Here is a 17,427-nt window from a genome sequence, read left to right on the forward strand (position 1 = left end):
CCACTGGTCAAGTAATTAAAACCCTGAGTGGGCATACAGACTCGGTTAATGGCACGAGCTTCAGCCCGGATGGCAAAATCCTGGCAACGGCAAGTGTTGACAACACGGTGAAACTGTGGGATACCGCCACTGGTCAAGAAATTAAAACCCTAAGTGGGCATACAAACTCGCTTAATGGCGTCAGGTTCAGCCCGGATGGCAAAATGCTGGCAACTGCGAGTGGTGACAAGACGGTGAAACTGTGGGATACCGCCACTGGTCAAGAAATTAAAACCCTGAGTGGACATACAAACACGGTTTATAGCGTCAACTTCAGCCCGGATGGCAAAATGCTGACCTCTGCTAGTGGTGACAAGACGGTGAAACTGTGGGATACCGCCACTGGTCAAGAAATTAAAACCCTGAGTGGGCATACGGGCATTGTTTATGGCGTCAGCTTCAGCCCGGATGGCAAAATGCTGGCTTCTGCTAGTGAGGACAAGACGGTGAGACTGTGGAAATGGGATTATGATAATTTACTCAGGGAAGGGTGCGCGTTCATGGGTGAGTATTTCAAAACTAATCCCAATGATGCTGATGCTGAAATTAGCAATATGTGCGATCAGCTACCAAATCGGTAAGAAACTGGCTTTTCGGCATTTTTTAGCATGGGGCAATGAGTGCGATACTCACAATATAAAAACAAAAATATCCTGTGCGTTAGGCGTTAGCCGTAACGCAATAGCAATATTGGGGGAAGACGGCAGTTTTGCGGGAAGAAAATCTATACCGCAAACCGCCTCGAAAATCCACACCCCAATTTGCCTCCCCTACGCTTAAAATTTATTGAGGTACATATAGCAATCCTAAATGAATTGTGAAATTACTCGTTGAGGTAGGGAACAGGGAACAGGGAACAGGGAACAGGGAAGAAGAATGTACAAATGTACTTTGTTTTTTCACAAATGAAATAGGACTGCTATAGCTTTATTTAAGCTTACCTACTTACTAGTTAAATTTATCCTAATTCCAAACCAGTAATAGCAAAAACATTGTGCAAATTAATATTAGGTTGCTCTCCTTTGTACATTCGTACACATTCATATGTATTCTTCATTTGATATTTTTCCAATAAGAGAATAGCGGCTTTATTGATATTAGGAACGTTTACATAAATAGTACTTCCTTCACTATAAGTAGCTAAAGCTAATAATAACTTTTCTGCTATATCTTCATTTTCCGCAAATAAAGGGGCAATTTTAAAGCTATCCATAGCTTTTCTAATCACTCCATAACCTACCAAATCAGCATCGTTGATAATAGCGTAACCTTGCCCATGAGGTTGATTAATCCATGTTGAAAGAAAATGAGGACGATAACTAGGAAAATATCGTCGATCATAACGACAAAGTTGATCAAAATCAATAGTTTTTAAATCTCTTACATCTGACGAGATTTTTCCGGTAATTATCCCTTGATAACCAAGATGAGAATAAACCGGTTTAAAACCAAATCTTTGATATTTATTAACTTGTTGTAATATGGCATCTAAAGCAGCAGGTTGATTAGGAATTAACTTAAATGCTTCTTGCCATGTTTTTAAACCAAATCCCTTTTTTCGTTCTTCGGGCTTAACAATATAAAAACCAATAAAATTAAATTCAGCACTATATCGTAAGACAGAAATACAACTAATAGGTTTACCGTTTAATTCTCCAATTAAAAAACCACCAGGATCGGCAATATAAAAATTATCAACATCATCAATCCCCGGATTCCACCCCTCAGAAGCTACCCAGCTTAAGGCAATTTTTAGATCATCTTTGGTCATGGGACGAACTCGAAAATTATCTTCTGTAATAGTCATTTTTGCTGTTGAAAATTATATTCTTCTGGTTTTAAAATTATCGTCGCATTTCGAATTATGGAGTGAATTCCATCTGCCACCACTAGCAATACGGTTCGGTTAAGGAATTTATTCGTTGAGCTAGGTAGGGGGAGTAGAGTTGCTGGGGGGAGAAAATAACTGATTTTTCTTCCCCTGCCTAAAGGTACTTATCCGAACTGTATTGGATAGTAGGCAATAGGTAGGGATGTGAGTACCACCTACCTTCATTATAACCAAATTAATCAAGCTTAAATTTCATCCAGTTAATGGCACGAGCTTCAGCCCGGATGGCAAAATCCTGGCAACGGCAAGTGGTGACAAGACAGTGAAACTGTGGGATACCGCCACTCTTAAAGAAATCAAAACCCTCACCGGGCATACAAGCGCGGTTAATGGCACGAGCTTCAGCCCGAATGGCAAAATGCTGGCTTCTATAAGTGCTGACAACACGGTGAGACTGTGGAGAATTGGATTATGATAATTTACTCAGGCAAGGGTGCGCGTTCATGGGTGAGTATTTCAAAACTAATCCCAATGATGATGATGCTGAAATTGACAATATGTGCAGCGCAGTCAGTCGTTAGGAAAAAGGTTTATCAGTTACCAGTTATCAGTTATATCATGTCCGCTTGAATGCCTGTCATTGGGTTAGTGTAGCGTGTCCGTTCGCCCTTGGTGTGCGCTTTGCGCATAGGGCATACGGAGCGATAGCGGAGTGAAGCAATCTCCAGCCCTTGCGATTGCTACCCTTCGGGAAGCCGCTAGCCCCTAAGGGGGCGCTGCGCAAACGCGTCTACGTTTCACTTCGTTCCACTCGCAATGACATATCACAAAGCCGTCACTCAACTATCATAATACAAACACCGGAGGTTAAAGACTTATGCTTAAAGACTCCCCAATTATTAGCGTATCCCCTGAAATTATGGGCGGCACCCCAGTTTTTGCTAGTACTAGGGTTCCTATACAGACGCTTTTAGATTATCTCAAAGCAGGAGAATCGATAGACGATTTTTTAGATGGATTTCCAACTGTAACCAGAGAACAGGTTATTGCCTTGCTGGAAGAGGCAGAAAAACAGCTTATTGGCGTGGTGGCATAGCATGAAGATTCTTTTGGATGAGTGTATTGATCGCAAACTAGCAAGGGAGTTTGTTGGCTATGAGGTGAAAACAGTTCCGCAGATGGGGTGGGCAGGAATTAAGAATGGTCAACTTCTTGTCCTTGCAGAAGTAGAGTTTGATGTTTTCATCACAGTTGATCGTAATTTGTCATTCCAACAGAATCTACCACAATTCAATATCACTGTAATTGTTTTACAGGCATCCTCCAACCGATTGGCAGATCTGAAGCCTTTAGCACCTAAGATTTTAGCTATCTTACCCACTCTAACAAAAGGACAAGCCACAGTAGTTCAGTAGACATCTCCAAAAATCGATTTTTAGTGCAAGCGTTGTAAAAGTTTCATAGTCATTTTTGGAGATGTCTAGTTATCAGTTATCAGTTATCAGTTATCAGTCTTCACTGTTCACTGTTTACTGCGATGCACTGAGCTTGTCGAAGTGTTCACTGCGATGCACTGAGCTTGTCGAAGTGTTCACTTACCACTTTCTCCACACTGCTGGATTAATTTGGCAATTAAACCCGTCCAACCAGTTTGATGACTAGCACCGATACCAGCGCCGTTATCTCCATGAAAGTATTCGTTAAACAGAATCAGGTCGCGCCAATTCGGGTCAGTTTGGAATTTTTCCGTTCCACCATTAAAAGGTCGCCGATTAGAAGCATCTGTAACAAAAATTTGTATCATCCTTTGAGCTAATTCATTTGCGACTTCCTTGAGTGTCATCATTTGCCCAGAACCAGTAGGACACTCAATTTTGAAATCGTCGCCGAAGTAGTGATCGAACTTTTGCAGCGATTCCAGCAGTAGATAATTGATCGGAAACCAAATTGGTCCGCGCCAGTTGGAATTACCGCCAAACATCCCTGTGGAGGACTCGCCAGGTTCGTAATCTACCCGATACTGCTGTCCATCCACTGTCAAGACGTAGGGATGGGCTTCATGAACTTTAGAAACAGAACGAATACCATAAGATCCGAAAAACTCTGTTGCATCTAACATCTTTTGCAGGATGCGACGGAATTTATCTGGATAAGTGATCGCTAGCAGTCGGCGTTCACCAACACCTTCTTTGCGCATGCAGGCGATATTTTGGGTTAGATCAGGACGATTCTCAATAAACCATTCTGTCCGCTGTCTAAAGCCTGGGAAGCGTTCTAAAGTTTCTGGTTCTAAGATGCTAACCGCACACAATGGTATAAGTCCTACGAGCGATCGCACTTTCATCGGGAATTGATCACCATCTGGTAAATGCAGCGCATCGTAGTAAAAGCCATCTTCTTCATCCCACAGTGCTATTTCACCAGCACCAACGCCGTTCATGGCATCAGCAATATATAGGAAGTGCTCGAAAAATTTGCTAGCAATATCTTCATAAGTCGGATTGTCTTTTGCTAATTCCAGAGCAATTGTTAGCATATCCAGAGAATACATCGCCATCCAACTTGTGCCATCTGCTTGTTGCAAATATCCACCAGTTGGCAGTTGAGCGCTACGGTCAAAGACACCTATATTGTCCATGCCCAGAAAGCCGCCCTGAAAGATATTCTTGCCTTCAAAGTCCTTGCGGTTAACCCACCAAGTAAAGTTTAGCAGTAATTTCTGAAAGACCCGTTCCAGAAATTTTTTATCCCCATGACCATAGATTTTCTGCTCTATCTGATAAACTTGCCATGCAGCCCAAGCATGCACAGGCGGATTGACATCGCCAAAAGCCCATTCATACGCTGGTAGTTGACCATTCGGATGCATATACCACTCTCGTGTCAAGCGGCTTAGTTGCAGCTTGGCAAAGTCCGGATCAATCATAGAAAGCGGAATAACATGAAAAGCTAAGTCCCAAGCTGCAAACCAGGGGTATTCCCATTTGTCGGGCATGGAAAGCACGTCATCGCTATGTAAATGAATCCATTCGTGGTTTCTGCCAAGAAGACGTGATGTTGGTGGCTGTATACTGGCAGGATCGCCTTTTAGCCATTCATGAGTGACATACAAGTAATATTGTTTACTCCACAACATGCCTGCAAATGCTTGGCGCTGCACATTACGTTCATCTTGCGATCGCGCAAACGGACAAATTCGCTGATAAAACTCATCTGCCTCGCGCTGGCGCTGCTGGCAAACAGTGTCAAACTCACTCCCAAATGGTTCAGTTAAATTTTGCAAATCACTTAACCGCAACCGTAATACCTTGGTTTCGCCTGCACCGATTTCTAATTCGTAACGCGCTGAGACTTTAGTACCAATTCGATTTGGATTAACAGCGGCTTTTTGCCCATTTACGACATAATTGTCAATTCCATCTTTGACGTATGCCGAAGCATTGCCTACCCCAAACAATCTTTCATTATTAGTTTCATTTTCCGTAAATAGTAGTTCATGTACTCCATTGCAGTAAAGCCATCGGCTTCCTAAAGAGGGATCGTAAGCTTCGATCGCGCTAAAGTTAGAGTTAGATTCGCTAATTTTCAGCCACGGCTTTTCTTGACTAGAATCCCAAGACCAAGTATTACGAAACCAAAGTGTTGGCAGCAGATGCAGTGTTTTCGCTTCCGATCCTCGGTTGGTTGCACTGATCTGAATCAAAATGTCTTCAGGTGAAGCTTTAGCGTACTCAACGAAGACATCAAAGTAGCGATCTTCAGCAAATATACCCGTGTCAATTAATTCATACTCTAAACCCAAGCGACCCCTGCGCTGATTTTCTTCTATGAGATCGTTGTATGGAAAAGCAGCTTGAGGATATTTGTAAAGACATTTCATGTAGGAGTGGCTGGGGGTGTTGTCTAAATAGAAGTAATATTCTTTGACATCTTCCCCGTGATTACCCTGATTTCCAGTCAGACCAAACATTCTCTCTTTAAGAATCGCATCTTCACCATTCCAAAGAGCAAGAGCAAAACACAGTCGCTGATGATTATCTGAAATTCCAGCAATCCCATCTTCTCCCCAGCGGTAGGCGCGGGAACGCGCATGGTCGTGGGGAAAAAAATCCCAGGCGGTACCATTATGACTATAATCTTCCCGTACCGTTCCCCATTGCCGTTCGCTGAGGTAGGGACCCCAGCGTTTCCAGTAAGCTGTACGCTCACGATCTGCTGCCAATCTTGCTTCTTCTTGGGTCATAGCGATTTTAGATTTTGGATTTTGGATTTTGGATTTTGGGTGTTAAAAGAGTTTTTATAGTGACCAGCCATTCCCACATTTGGGGCAAATCGAGAACGCCACAAATTTGACGTCCAAAGTTAATGCTCATGGGAGACAGCGTATTTTCACCTTTAGATGAGAAGAACTCAAACAATGGTAAAAAGACACGAGCTACCTACTGCTCATGATAGTTCCGGCTTAGCCCTCCATCTACATACAAGGTTGCACCTGTGATATAGTCAGCATCCGATGAAGCTAAAAAAGCAACTATAGGTGCAATATCCTCCGGCTTACCTAGGCGAGCCAAGGGTATATTTTTCAATAGCGCTCCCAACTTTTCGGGATCATTTAATAACTTAGTATTGATTGGTGTCTCAATTGCTCCTGGAGCCACGTTATTGATTGTGATCCCCAACGGACCAAGTTCTACTGCTAGGTTGCGCATCATCATTTTCACACCACCCTTGCTGGCACAGTAAGAAGTAAAGTGGGGAAATGCTATTTCCTCATGGGTAGAGCTAATATTGATGATTTTACCAGTTCGCTTGGTTTCGATTAAGTGCTGAACCACCGTTTGAGTGGCGAAAAATGTGCCTTTGAGGTTGAGATCAATCACTGCGTCATAGTCGGCTTCGGTGATGTTCCAGAAATCAGCATTCTTACCGTCGATGCCAGCGTTGTTCACCAGAATGTCTAGTTTACCAAAGTGTTCAATGCCTTGGGCTACAAGCTGCTGAATGTCGTTGATGACGCTCAAGTCGGCTTTAACAGTCAAACCTTTGCTTCCAGCGGCTTCCACTTTGGACAAGGTTTCTTGCGCCCCTTCAGGATGAGAGCGATAGTCGATGACAATATTTGCACCTTCAGAGGCGAGACGTACGGCAATAGCTTGACCAATTCCGCCACTGCTGCCGGTTACTAAAGCTACTTTACCTTCGAGTTTATTCATTGATTTTTACCTTCTAGATTTGATATTTTTTGAGGCTTAGAATGACTTTAATATTGAGGAATCTTGTGCTAATGAGTGATTAATTTAGCTATATTTTTGGGCTTTCAGCTTGTGCTTATCAACAGCTTTGTTAGGATAAACTTTATAGACTAGATTTTTCGTCGCTGAAGTCTTGCTTGCACCGCTTATTGCTTAAAAGTGAAATCTACTTTTACTTCTTAAGATGTGGGACTTTAACGTTTTTGAAAATACAACGGTAATTGGGAACATGAAAAAGCTTGCCTGTTAGAAGTTCGCGTTCACCCATAGCTATAAGTCGAAAAACTCCTACGGCAACCAATGCCCCTAGTGGAGGTGCAAGAAAATACAGCCACTGGTCTTGCCAAGACCATGCTAATAAAGCAGGTCCAACGCTACGTGCTGTATTCAGACTAGTGCCAGAAATGGGTACTCCCAACCAAACCATAGTTGCCACTAAAAGCCACACCATCAGAGGTGTCCAGCGCATTAACTGATGATGGCTTAAAAATATAAAGATGGACAGCACTAACAGAGATGTCATGAAAACTTCAGCTAGAAATACATACCACAGGGGGTGACCTATCCCAGGCGAGGTGATGCAATAATTGGTGCTGACAAAGTAATTTCGCCACAAAAAAAATGACAGAAATGTGCCAAAAATTGCACCGATGAATTGACCAATAATGTATCCAAGTAGGTCACGTTTATGCATTTTGCCTTGTAACCAGAATGCCATCGACAAGCAAGGGTTGAGATGAGCACCACTCAGTTTTCCTAAAGGCGAAATGGCAAATAGTGCACCACTCCCAGCAAAGATTAGACCATTAATTAGTAAACGAGGACTCTCTGCGGGAATTAGACGCTCCATAGGCAAGCCCTTACCAAAATTGAAGGTGATTATACTGAATCCTACGAAGAGATTGAATGCAGTTCCGAGCACTTCTGCTCCATATTCAGACCAGTTTAGAGTTTTCCAACTTGTGAAAGTATTCATAAGAGGATGTTTTAAAAGTCTAAATCTTGAGCAACAGCTTCACCGATACCACTGCTAGCTCCAGGAATAATAGCAATTTTGTCTTTTAAATCCATATGCTTGTTTCTTCTTACAACACTAATGCCGACGCTTAGATATCAATGCTAGGGTAAGGAAATGCAAGCTGTAATTACAATGGTTAATTTTTTGAACCAAGGTTGCATTTTTTAGGTCACATTCTTTTTTTCAAAGTTGAACCACAAAAATTATTTATCAACTCGTTCTACTGAAGCAAGGCTCTAAGTAGATCGGTACAAATAAAGTTAACTAGTTTTGGCAGTCATTAGTCATTAGTCATTAGGACGCAGTGCGGTCTTGGGGAGCACTGCGTTGGGGAGCCAGTACTGTAGGAGGGTCTCCCGACCTAGGTATCTGGCGTTGGAAACCCTCCCGCAGCGCTGGTCTCACCGTAAGGCGTGGCGTCAGCCGTAGCACCTGGTGTGACACACAGAGAAGAAAAAAATGCTTAACTGAATCGTATTGGTACTGTACTAGTAATTAGACATGGGAACAGTGGGAATTGATTGCACAGCTGTTTACAAAGGCAAAAATTGCTGGTCGTCTTCGTAAAGTATGCATGTATGCTGTTATTTACGCCATTCTTTACAGCAGTTTTCATATGAATAGACCACAAATCGTAGGGGAGCCAGTGCGTTGGACGGGTTTCCCGGCTTGTAGACGCCGAAGGCGGTGAGGGGGTCGCAGTCTTGGCGGTGAGCGTCGATTGCGAACCCCCGAACCCGGAGGGCTTCCCGTAGGGTAGCATCTGGCGTTGGGCATTGCTTAGAAAAGCCGATGTGATAGACATTTGAGATATTAATGAGCAATGCCCACCTTACAGAAAACCGCTGTATGTTCTATGTCAGGGATGTAAGTGGCGAACATTACCCGAAGGTTTTCCCGCTTAGTTAACTTGCCTCCAAAAGGGGTGGATTATCCTGATCGACATATCCCTGGCTTATCTCAACGATATTGCCATCTGGATCGGATACCCAAACTGTGCGCCACCCTGGAATAAAGGTATCAAAATTGAGTGGGCCTAGGGTAATTTTTGCATCTTTGCCCATTTCAGCCAGTTTGGCATCGACATCATCGACTTGGAAACCAAAATGCCGCCAAGCTGGATAAGTTGGTCCATCTTTATCAGTTGGAGGGACAGGAGTTTCTCCCTTCGCTTGGAAGAGTTCAAGGTACATATCCCCTAACTTAATAAAGACAATCTGCTCATTATTGCCGATTGGTGCAACTCGCGATCGCTTAAAGCCGAAATATTTCGTGTAGAACTTTTCAGTTGCAATCGGATCTTTGCAACTCATTGCCATCTGAGAAACTTTTAGCAAAGCCATTACTTCGCTCCTTCCTGTCACAAAATCAGTGAACTTAGTTATGCGTATGAGCCATCAGGGTATTGAACGACACCAGCGAAATGAACGGCGATTTTTCCATCGCGCAGCACCCAGTTATCGTAGAAACTGACTTCACCAACATCACCATTAACGCTTTTGGTTTTGAGACTTTCTACCATCATGAGCGTGTTTTCGGTTTCAGCCCATTGATCAAGCTTGACCTCAAAATCTTCTAGACTGAAGATACGACTTTCAAAGAACTCTTTGAGCGCTTGTCGTCCACGTATATAAAGCGGCTTGCGATTTTCGGTTAGAGTACTAATGAGCAGGATATCTTCAGCATATTGGTTGAGGAGACCGTCAAGATTCTTCGCTTTGATAAAGCCGATATGCTCTTTATAAAGCTTCCCCATTGGGGATGTGGGTACTTCTGCTTTTACCGCCCCTGCATTTGCATAGGTTCCATCTGGATACCGAACCACGCCAGCAAAGTGGATGGAGATTTTTCCATTTTGCAAAAACCAGTTATCGTAGAACTCGACATTGCCAACTTCACCGGTTTTGCTTGTGGTTTTGATCTCCTCCACCATCATAAGTGTGTTGTCGGTCTCAGCCCACTGGTTAAGGTTGGTTTCAATATCTTCTAAACTGAAGATGCGGCTTTCAAAGAATTCTTTGAGCGCTTGCCGTCCACGTATATAAAGCGGCTTGCGATCTTCAGTGAGAGTACTAATAAGCAGGAGATCTTCGGCATACTGATTGAGGAGACCTTCGACATTCTTCGCTTTGATGAAACCAATATGCTCTTTATAGAGCTTGCTCATTGGAGATACAAGCAGTTGTTCTATGGGTGTACTCATAGTAATCCTTTACGGAGGGTTTTAAGACTGAAGAAAATTGTAGTGAGCGAGTACAGGATGGTAAAGATAGCTTGTTTTTAGTTAGCGCTATCTAGGCTTGGGCAAGCCGATATAAGTAGGTCGGCGTAAATAATTCTTCTTGGAATAAAGCAGGGAGCAGGGAGCAGGGAGCAGGGAGAGAAAGAGTTTGAGCCTTATTTACTTTTATTCACACAGTTTGGTTTTATTACACCGACTTACTTAGTCGCACTCAAATAATGCTGTTTTGAGTACGTTTACGTGCTTAGTCCCCACTCGCCATTAATTAGTGTTATTCTACTAATTCCAAAAACCAAAGTGATAAGCTATTTGACCATCACGCATAGTCCAAGCATCGCCAACTGATACTTGACCAAGCTTGCAGTTGAATTTTGCTTGGAAAAAAATAGCATTTTCAGCTTCAGTAAAATCGAGAGACTTAATATCAATAAAATCAATTGTTCTCAGGTAGTCGTGAAAGAATTTTTTAATATTTTCACGACCTTCGATTGTGATAGGTGGTGGTGTATCGGCAAAGCCATTGAAAAAGGTTATTAAGACAGCATCTTCTGCATAATCTCTGTCTACCATTTCATCGATTTTTCCAGCAGAAATTGTCTCTATATGTTTGTCAAAAAATAGGCGTCCTGGTGAGGCTGTTGAAGTTGTCACTTTTATATCTCCATTAAGAGTCAAGTTGAATATTTGTCGTAACTAAGGTCTTACTAAGCGAGCAAAGTTTAGAAATGCACAGACCACTTTTGCTTAATCATTTGTATCTCTTTGTAGTGGTCATGTGCGCTCCAAAACTTCTTTCTCTATGAGATGTCTGCAATTTTAAAGCTGAGCAGATCCTTCATAATAATCAAGTGAATCAACTATGTATGTCTCAATCACTGGCTTTCCTGTGTTGGGCGATCGCTTGACTATCCAAGTTTGATAAGCATCTGAAATAATCCGTTCACTTTTGGCTGCTGGTGCCTTCCACACGCTAGCTTCCCATTTGACGACTACCTTAACATCTACCTTATCTCCGGAAGGCGTAACTTTAACTTGCTTTAAGGTATGCACTTCATCAAAGAAAATACCGATAACGCGCTCGTACCAACCTTTGAATCCATCAAAACCACGTACCGTAACCTCCGGAAAGCGCATTTCTAAACCTTCTTCAGCAAGGAAGGGAACATAATCCTCAAGCGGAGCGTGAACGTCTAGTTTCAAATACCAGTCTTTTGCTAGTTGTTGTACTTCACTCTCAGTCAGAGACTTTAAATTAGTTACTGTCATCGTTTTTCTCTCTTTTAATTAGTGAACTTTTTTGTTAATTACTGACCACACTTAACGCCAATCTTGTGACCTTGAATTTCGTTTGTAATCACCAAATCAATCAAGAAAGGACCATCGTGAGCTAATGCTTTTTGGATGGCTGGACCAATTTGGTCTGGCTTCTCTACCCGAATCGCCTGAACTCCTAATGCTCCTGCTAACTCAGTGAAATTAATGTCTGGGTCACATATGTTGAAAGAAGATGGAAAGGCGTGTTCCGGTATCTGCTGCTCACGCCAATACTGCAAAATGTTGAGCTTCAGTATTTGATAGCTATGATTATTGCAGATGACGAATTTGGCATCGATATTGTGGTGTGCAGCGGTCCACAGCGCCTGGATGGTGTACATGCTGCCACCATCCCCCGTAAACCCGACCACGGTTTTGTCTGCATTGGCCAGTTTAATACCAATTGCGCCGGGAATCCCAACACCTAAGGAACCACCTCGTGTCTGGAAATACTGTCCTACCGTGGTTGGTGGTATGTAGCGACATAGTTCAGGAGAATTGGTAATAGCTTCATCGAAAATGATGGCATCAGGTGGCAGATAAGCAGCTAGTTCTTCTGCAAAACGAGTCATATGCAGAGGTACTGAGTCACGAACTGCTTTGTCAGCCTCATGTTGAGCAGCCAATTCCCGTTTCTTGCCCTCAGCTATCAGGGCAGCTCTTTCAGAAGCGACTTTCTTCTGTTCAGGCGTTATGGTTGCTTCAAGTGCGTCGCTTAGCTTGGCAAGTGTGGTTTTCGGATCCCCGAGCAGTGCGATATCGACTGGAAAGTTCTTCGCGATTTCATAGGTATTTAGATCTATGTGAATCACTTTCGCATCCGGGGCAAAAATGCCCGACAGGGCAGGGAATACCTCGGGTAAAAGGTAGGTTCCAGTAATTAAAACCACGTCTGCCTGCGTCGTGATGCGACGGCTTTGCTCCCCAAACATGTGACCCAGCAGCCCTCCGAAGAGAGGATGAGTTGCGCTCATATTCGGTTCAGATGAGTCTGCTCCCCAGACCTGTGAACCTATGAGTTCAGCCACACGGGTCAATTCAGCCTGTGCATCGGAAAAAGCCACACCATCCCCCATAACGATCAGCGGTTGCTGAGCACCAGCTAGCAAAGTAGCAGCTTTTGCAAGTTGGTCAGGTTCAGGGGCAACCTGTGTCACCACAAAAGAAGTCGGAATGACCTCTTCGTCGTTAAGAGCATCGAGAATATCCATCGGCAAGCTAACAAACACCGGTCCCATCGGCGGCGTGGCAGCTATCTTGATGGCTCGACGCAGTATGCGTAACAAAGAAGAGGGATGAACGACTCGGGTTGCCCATTTGGTGACTGGCTTTGCCATACTCACAAGGTCGGCAGCCATTTGGGCGTCCATACCATCGTATTGGATGCCAGCCTCGCCAACGAGCACTACCAAAGGCGCATGACCGCGCATAGCTTGGTAAATCATCCCAATGCCGTTCCCCAAACCAACTCCGCTGTGTAGTTGTACGATGGTGGGCTTCTTGGTTGCGCGGGCATAGCCATCGGCTGCACCCACCGCTATTGTTTCTTGCAGTGCGAAGATATATTGAAATTCTGGATAGTAGTCCTTCAACGCATCTAGAAACCCCTGCTCTACTGTGCCAGGGTTACCAAACATATAGCGTATACCATCTGCGAGAAGTTGTTCGATAATTGCAAAGCGGCCATTTCTATTAGCCATAACTTCCGCTTCCTTGAGCTTAATCCGTTTTCTTACGGCACTTACAAATTTGTGTCAAAGTTCGATTCGTTAAATTCTAATTGCATTGGCGCTCATAATTGTTGCTACTTTCGCCAATGGTCAATTTGGTCAGGTTTACCACCCGTACCGCTTAAGTCCTTTTTCCAACACTTCCACTAACTTTTGACCAGTTGTATAAGAGTCTGCGGTAGACCGACCCGTGACAAACGGATAGTCAACAATTACGGAGATTTCTCTACCAAAATTACCATGATATCCCCCATCTGGACCTGTTGCATCACGCAGGATATACTCCAAGGGATAGGGAGGTGGACCCATATTAATGTCAGATCCGACAAATCCGGTTCCATCTTTATAATCATATTCCTTGCAATGACCTGTGACATGCTTACCCCAAATAATACTCTTGCGGTCTGCAAGGTCGCGAGCAAAAGCAAGACAAGTCACTCCGTAGCATTCTGCGCCAATCGGCTTACCCAACTTGTAAAAGGTGAGGATGAGGTCGTGAACCCGATGGTTATTCGCTAAATCAACAATCGGACCACTACCGCCGACTATCAGAAGCGCGTCGTATTGTTCCACGTCCTTCTGTATTGCGTCCACGGCATTGTTGTAGGCTTCCATTTCCCGAAGAAATTTCTCAGCACTCCAGTAAGGTCGATCTGGTAACCATTCTGAGAGAATGATTGGGTTGTCTAGCCGTGGATTTTTAGGATCTTCTAGCTGCTTAACCTTTTCCACCATCTCCTCTGATACCACTACCCGACCCAAAGGTGGATCGACAAAAGTAGCATCCATGCTGGGAGGGAGCGCTACTGGTCTTTTTCCCGTTGGAGTTGCAAAATCAACCTGATATCCAGCAGCATCAAAGGTTTCCAAGGGGCCAATCAGTTCTTCACCCCAGTAGCCATACTCCGATAAAATTGTCAAAATCTTTTTCATCTGACACTCTCCTAGTTATCAATTTATTTTGAGGTAATTAGCTTGCGGCTCTTACTCTTGAGACAGAGGTGGGAGGTCTTTTGCTTGAAAAGCGATTGGTGCCAAGAGATATTTGTTGGATTTGTTCAGTAATGGCATCAATGAATGGTTCAACTTCGTGTTTTGAGCGACCGGTAATAAGGTCGCTGTCTACCACAACACCAGAGGACGAGGGTTCGTAAATTGCGCCAGCATTGAGGATATCTGCAAGTACTACCTCGTGGCAAATAACTCGTCGCCCTTTGAGCAACTCGGGTACTGGCGTCAGTATCCACAGCCCGTGGCAGAGAGCCCCTTTAACGATTTTGGGATTCGCCATCGCTTTGGCGTAAAACTGCACTGCCGGTGAGGTGCGAACTTGTTCAGCACTGATTGGCTCACCCTGTGGCGGCTGAAAATAACGCAGGCGCACGCTGGTGTAGTTTGCAGACATAATCACAGCGGCATAATCGTTAACGTCTACATTCTGAAAATCAACGTTCACCTCTATAGTTTGAGGTGTATTGCCCGTATCTTCATCGCTGAAAAAACGAACACTCTGGTTACCCCAAAGTCTAGACATTAAATGCACAGTTGCTTTGAGTTCCGAGAAGCGCTTTTGATAAGCTTCAATTTCTTCAGGAATGAACTCACTTTCGAGGAGAACGGCAATTTTTTTCCCACCAAGGGATCTAGGTATCATATTGGTTAAATATCCTTAGGGGCAATAGATTCTTAACTAAAAATGCTAGTGACTTTTTGTTAAGTCTTTAGTCATCAGTTTAAAAAGCGTAAAACACAACTACAAGGGTTAATGTTTTGGAGCAAGTTTACATTGTTTTGATAACTGGATGCGATGTAAGTTTAATAAATGTAAAATATAGCTGCAAGGGTCTAATCTTCGATAGAGGTTTGTTTTTTTAGATAACAAAATTTGAGTTCTACAGAACCGAAAGAATGTACACTTTCACCGAAATATAGACCATTGTAACCGTGTTTTTCGCCTCCTAAGCTTACAGTATTATCGATCCCCGCAATACTTGGTAGCATTTACAGCGCCAATAAAGTTTTTTCTAAAGACATTTACTTTAAGTGGCTGGCGCTTTTCAACAGATCTAACTCATTTGATAGAGTAAGCAGAACAATATGTACCAAAGCATTACCTTTGCAGATGGCACAGCGATCGCGCCAGACGAGATGCAAATTGCCCCGGGTAAACTTTTCATAAATGGTGAGTGGCGCGACGCGCAGGATGGTCGAACTAAACCTACCATTAACCCTGCGACTGAAGAAGCGATTACTGAGATTGCACAAGCAACTGAAGTAGATGCTGATGCAGCGATCAAAGCTGCCCGGAAAGCATTTGATGATGGTCCGTGGCCAAAAATGAGTGGTCATGAGCGCGGACGGATCTTGACGAAAGTTGGCGATTTAATCTTAAAGCATGGCGACGAGTTGGCTTATCGGGAAACTATCGACATGGGCAAGCCAATTGCTTTTTCCCACACAGTTGATGTGCCCCTAATGGCTGATTTATTCTACTACTATGGTGGAATAGCTTCACAAATCGAGGGTAAAGCACGGCATGTGTCCCCTCCACCAACGCACACACCAAATCTTACCTATACGTTACGCGAGCCCTTGGGCGTGGTCGCGGCGATCACACCTTTCAACTTTCCGATGATCCTTTCAGGCACAAAGATTGCACCAGCGCTGGCTGCTGGAAACACCGTAATCCATAAACCTGCCTCAATAACTCCACTCACAGCCATTAAACTTGCCCAACTGCTCGCCGAAGCTGGTATTCCAGAAGGTGTTTTCAATCTCATTACCGGACCGGGTAGCAAGATTGGCGATGTACTAGTCAAGCATCCTGGTATCAATAAAATCGCTTTCACAGGCTCCACGGATGTTGGTATTGGCATTATCAAGAACTCTGCTGACACCCTTAAGAAAGTTACCATGGAACTGGGCGGCAAATCAGCCAATATGATCTTCGCCGATGCTGATCTGGACTCAGCCGTTACAAGCGCTTTCTTTGGTATCTTCTACAATAAGGGCGAGATCTGCACTGCTGGCTCTCGGCTTCTTGTGGAGCGTTCAGTTTATGAAGAAGTTATTGAGCAACTCGTTCGTCATGTTGAGCAGATGTCGAAAGGAGATCCATTAGACCCGACTGTGATCTTCGGACCTCTGGCTGATAAGTCGCAGTTCGAGAAGATATCCCAGTACGTTCAATTCGGTCATGAAGACGGTGCAAAGCTACGCATCGGTGGTAGACCTTTCAACCCTAATGGCAATGGTAATTCCAACAAGGGCTTCTATTACGAACCGACTATCTTCACTGATGCGATTTATGATATGCGTATTGTTCAAGAAGAAATTTTTGGACCTGTTCTAGCTGTTACTCCGTTTGACACCGAAGAAGAAGCTATAAATCTTGCCAACGGCACACAGTTTGGTCTGGCTTCCGGCGTACACACGCGTGACATTAAGAAAGCGCACCGAGTTGCACGCGCAATGAAGGCAGGCACATGCTGGATCAACACTTACAACTTATTCGACGTCTCAATCCCATTTGGTGGCTATAAGGCTTCGGGCTTTGGGCGTGAACTTGGAACCGAAGTCATGGAGAATTACACACACACTAAGTCGGTGTGGGTAGACCTTTCATAACGTACATATATGTATGAAGGAGAGCAAAAAGTCAATCAATTTTGGATTTAGGATTTTAGATTTTGGATTAACTCCACCCTAAAAGTGCTCTGCTTGGAGCGGAGCGAAACGAAGCCTAGATTTTTAAATTTACGATTTTGGATTAATTACGTCAATCAATTTTGGATTTAGGATTTTAGATTTTGGATTAATTCCATTTTAGAAAGACGGGGCTTATACCGAAAATCCCCAATTTAAAATCTAAAATCTAAAATTTCAAATTGTTTTGGTCAAAGAAGGACGGGGCTTGTACCGAAAATCAACGCCAAGTACCAAGTGAGGGAAACAAGGACTATGGCACAAAGTGCCACGCTACGCGCTTGCTGTATTGGCTC

The 17,427-nt window shown here is 43.7% G+C and carries 16 protein-coding genes and 1 pseudogene; 6 read left to right on the forward strand and 11 right to left on the reverse strand.

Annotation, left to right across the window (positions count from 1 at the left end):
* Positions 1 to 620 (forward strand): WD40 repeat domain-containing protein (locus tag AC5JM2_RS16110; RefSeq protein ID WP_495835877.1); only part of this gene is annotated, 620 nt, incomplete at its 5' end.
* Between the two features lie 377 nt (positions 621 to 997).
* Here AC5JM2_RS16110 and AC5JM2_RS16115 read toward each other — a convergent pair.
* Positions 998 to 1,846 (reverse strand): GNAT family N-acetyltransferase, encoded by an 849-nt coding sequence (locus AC5JM2_RS16115; RefSeq protein WP_495835878.1) that lies wholly within the window; start codon positions 1,844 to 1,846, stop codon positions 998 to 1,000.
* Between the two features lie 262 nt (positions 1,847 to 2,108).
* Here AC5JM2_RS16115 and AC5JM2_RS16120 point away from each other — a divergent pair.
* The 4 genes and pseudogenes from AC5JM2_RS16120 to AC5JM2_RS16135 all read left to right on the forward strand — a co-directional run.
* Positions 2,109 to 2,159 (forward strand): annotated as a pseudogene (locus AC5JM2_RS16120) (hypothetical protein); the annotation flags it as partial.
* 33 nt (positions 2,160 to 2,192) lie between these two features.
* Positions 2,193 to 2,345, forward strand: a complete 153-nt coding sequence (locus AC5JM2_RS16125; protein ID WP_495835879.1) for a WD40 repeat domain-containing protein — start codon at positions 2,193 to 2,195, stop codon at positions 2,343 to 2,345.
* Positions 2,346 to 2,747: 402 nt separating this feature from the next.
* Positions 2,748 to 2,966 carry a DUF433 domain-containing protein gene (locus tag AC5JM2_RS16130; protein ID WP_495835880.1) on the forward strand — a complete coding sequence of 73 codons (219 nt, stop codon included), beginning with the start codon at positions 2,748 to 2,750 and terminating at the stop codon, positions 2,964 to 2,966.
* Between the two features lies 1 nt (position 2,967).
* Entirely contained in the window at positions 2,968 to 3,285 is a 318-nt protein-coding gene (locus tag AC5JM2_RS16135) for a DUF5615 family PIN-like protein (RefSeq protein WP_495835881.1), read from the forward strand.
* Between the two features lie 176 nt (positions 3,286 to 3,461).
* On the opposite strand, the gene AC5JM2_RS16140 is transcribed toward AC5JM2_RS16135, so the two are convergent.
* The 10 genes from AC5JM2_RS16140 to AC5JM2_RS16185 all read right to left on the reverse strand — a co-directional run bounded on the left by AC5JM2_RS16140 (position 3,462) and on the right by AC5JM2_RS16185 (position 15,080).
* A complete protein-coding gene (locus AC5JM2_RS16140; protein WP_495835882.1) occupies positions 3,462 to 6,113 on the reverse strand; it encodes an MGH1-like glycoside hydrolase domain-containing protein in 2,652 nt (883 codons plus the stop codon).
* A 196-nt stretch (positions 6,114 to 6,309) separates the two neighbouring features.
* The gene (locus AC5JM2_RS16145; protein ID WP_495835883.1) at positions 6,310 to 7,083 is read right to left on the reverse strand and encodes a glucose 1-dehydrogenase; all 774 of its coding nucleotides are present in this window, start codon (positions 7,081 to 7,083) and stop codon (positions 6,310 to 6,312) included.
* Positions 7,084 to 7,294: 211 nt separating this feature from the next.
* A complete protein-coding gene (locus AC5JM2_RS16150; protein ID WP_495835884.1) occupies positions 7,295 to 8,098 on the reverse strand; it encodes an MIP/aquaporin family protein in 804 nt (267 codons plus the stop codon).
* A 947-nt stretch (positions 8,099 to 9,045) separates the two neighbouring features.
* Positions 9,046 to 9,483 (reverse strand): VOC family protein, encoded by a 438-nt coding sequence (locus tag AC5JM2_RS16155; protein WP_495835885.1) that lies wholly within the window; start codon positions 9,481 to 9,483, stop codon positions 9,046 to 9,048.
* A gap of 38 nt (positions 9,484 to 9,521) precedes the next feature.
* Positions 9,522 to 10,343, reverse strand: coding sequence for a nuclear transport factor 2 family protein (locus AC5JM2_RS16160; protein WP_495835886.1), 822 nt, complete (start codon positions 10,341 to 10,343; stop codon positions 9,522 to 9,524).
* Positions 10,344 to 10,661: 318 nt separating this feature from the next.
* Complete coding sequence (locus AC5JM2_RS16165; protein ID WP_495835887.1) at positions 10,662 to 11,033, reverse strand: nuclear transport factor 2 family protein; 372 nt, start codon at positions 11,031 to 11,033, stop codon at positions 10,662 to 10,664.
* Between the two features lie 165 nt (positions 11,034 to 11,198).
* A complete protein-coding gene (locus AC5JM2_RS16170) occupies positions 11,199 to 11,648 on the reverse strand; it encodes a hypothetical protein (protein WP_210620583.1) in 450 nt (149 codons plus the stop codon).
* A gap of 38 nt (positions 11,649 to 11,686) precedes the next feature.
* The gene (locus tag AC5JM2_RS16175) at positions 11,687 to 13,396 is read right to left on the reverse strand and encodes a thiamine pyrophosphate-binding protein (RefSeq protein ID WP_495835888.1); all 1,710 of its coding nucleotides are present in this window, start codon (positions 13,394 to 13,396) and stop codon (positions 11,687 to 11,689) included.
* A gap of 135 nt (positions 13,397 to 13,531) precedes the next feature.
* On the reverse strand, positions 13,532 to 14,359 hold the full coding sequence (locus AC5JM2_RS16180) for a type 1 glutamine amidotransferase domain-containing protein (protein WP_495835889.1): 828 nt from the start codon (positions 14,357 to 14,359) through the stop codon (positions 13,532 to 13,534).
* Positions 14,360 to 14,396: 37 nt separating this feature from the next.
* On the reverse strand, positions 14,397 to 15,080 hold the full coding sequence (locus AC5JM2_RS16185) for a DJ-1/PfpI family protein (protein WP_495835890.1): 684 nt from the start codon (positions 15,078 to 15,080) through the stop codon (positions 14,397 to 14,399).
* Positions 15,081 to 15,523: 443 nt separating this feature from the next.
* On the opposite strand from AC5JM2_RS16185, the gene AC5JM2_RS16190 reads away from it, so the two are divergent.
* Positions 15,524 to 17,053, forward strand: coding sequence for an aldehyde dehydrogenase family protein (locus AC5JM2_RS16190; RefSeq protein WP_495835891.1), 1,530 nt, complete (start codon positions 15,524 to 15,526; stop codon positions 17,051 to 17,053).
* The last annotated feature ends 374 nt before the right edge of the window (positions 17,054 to 17,427 follow it).

It is taken from the genome of Brasilonema angustatum (assembly GCF_059505445.1).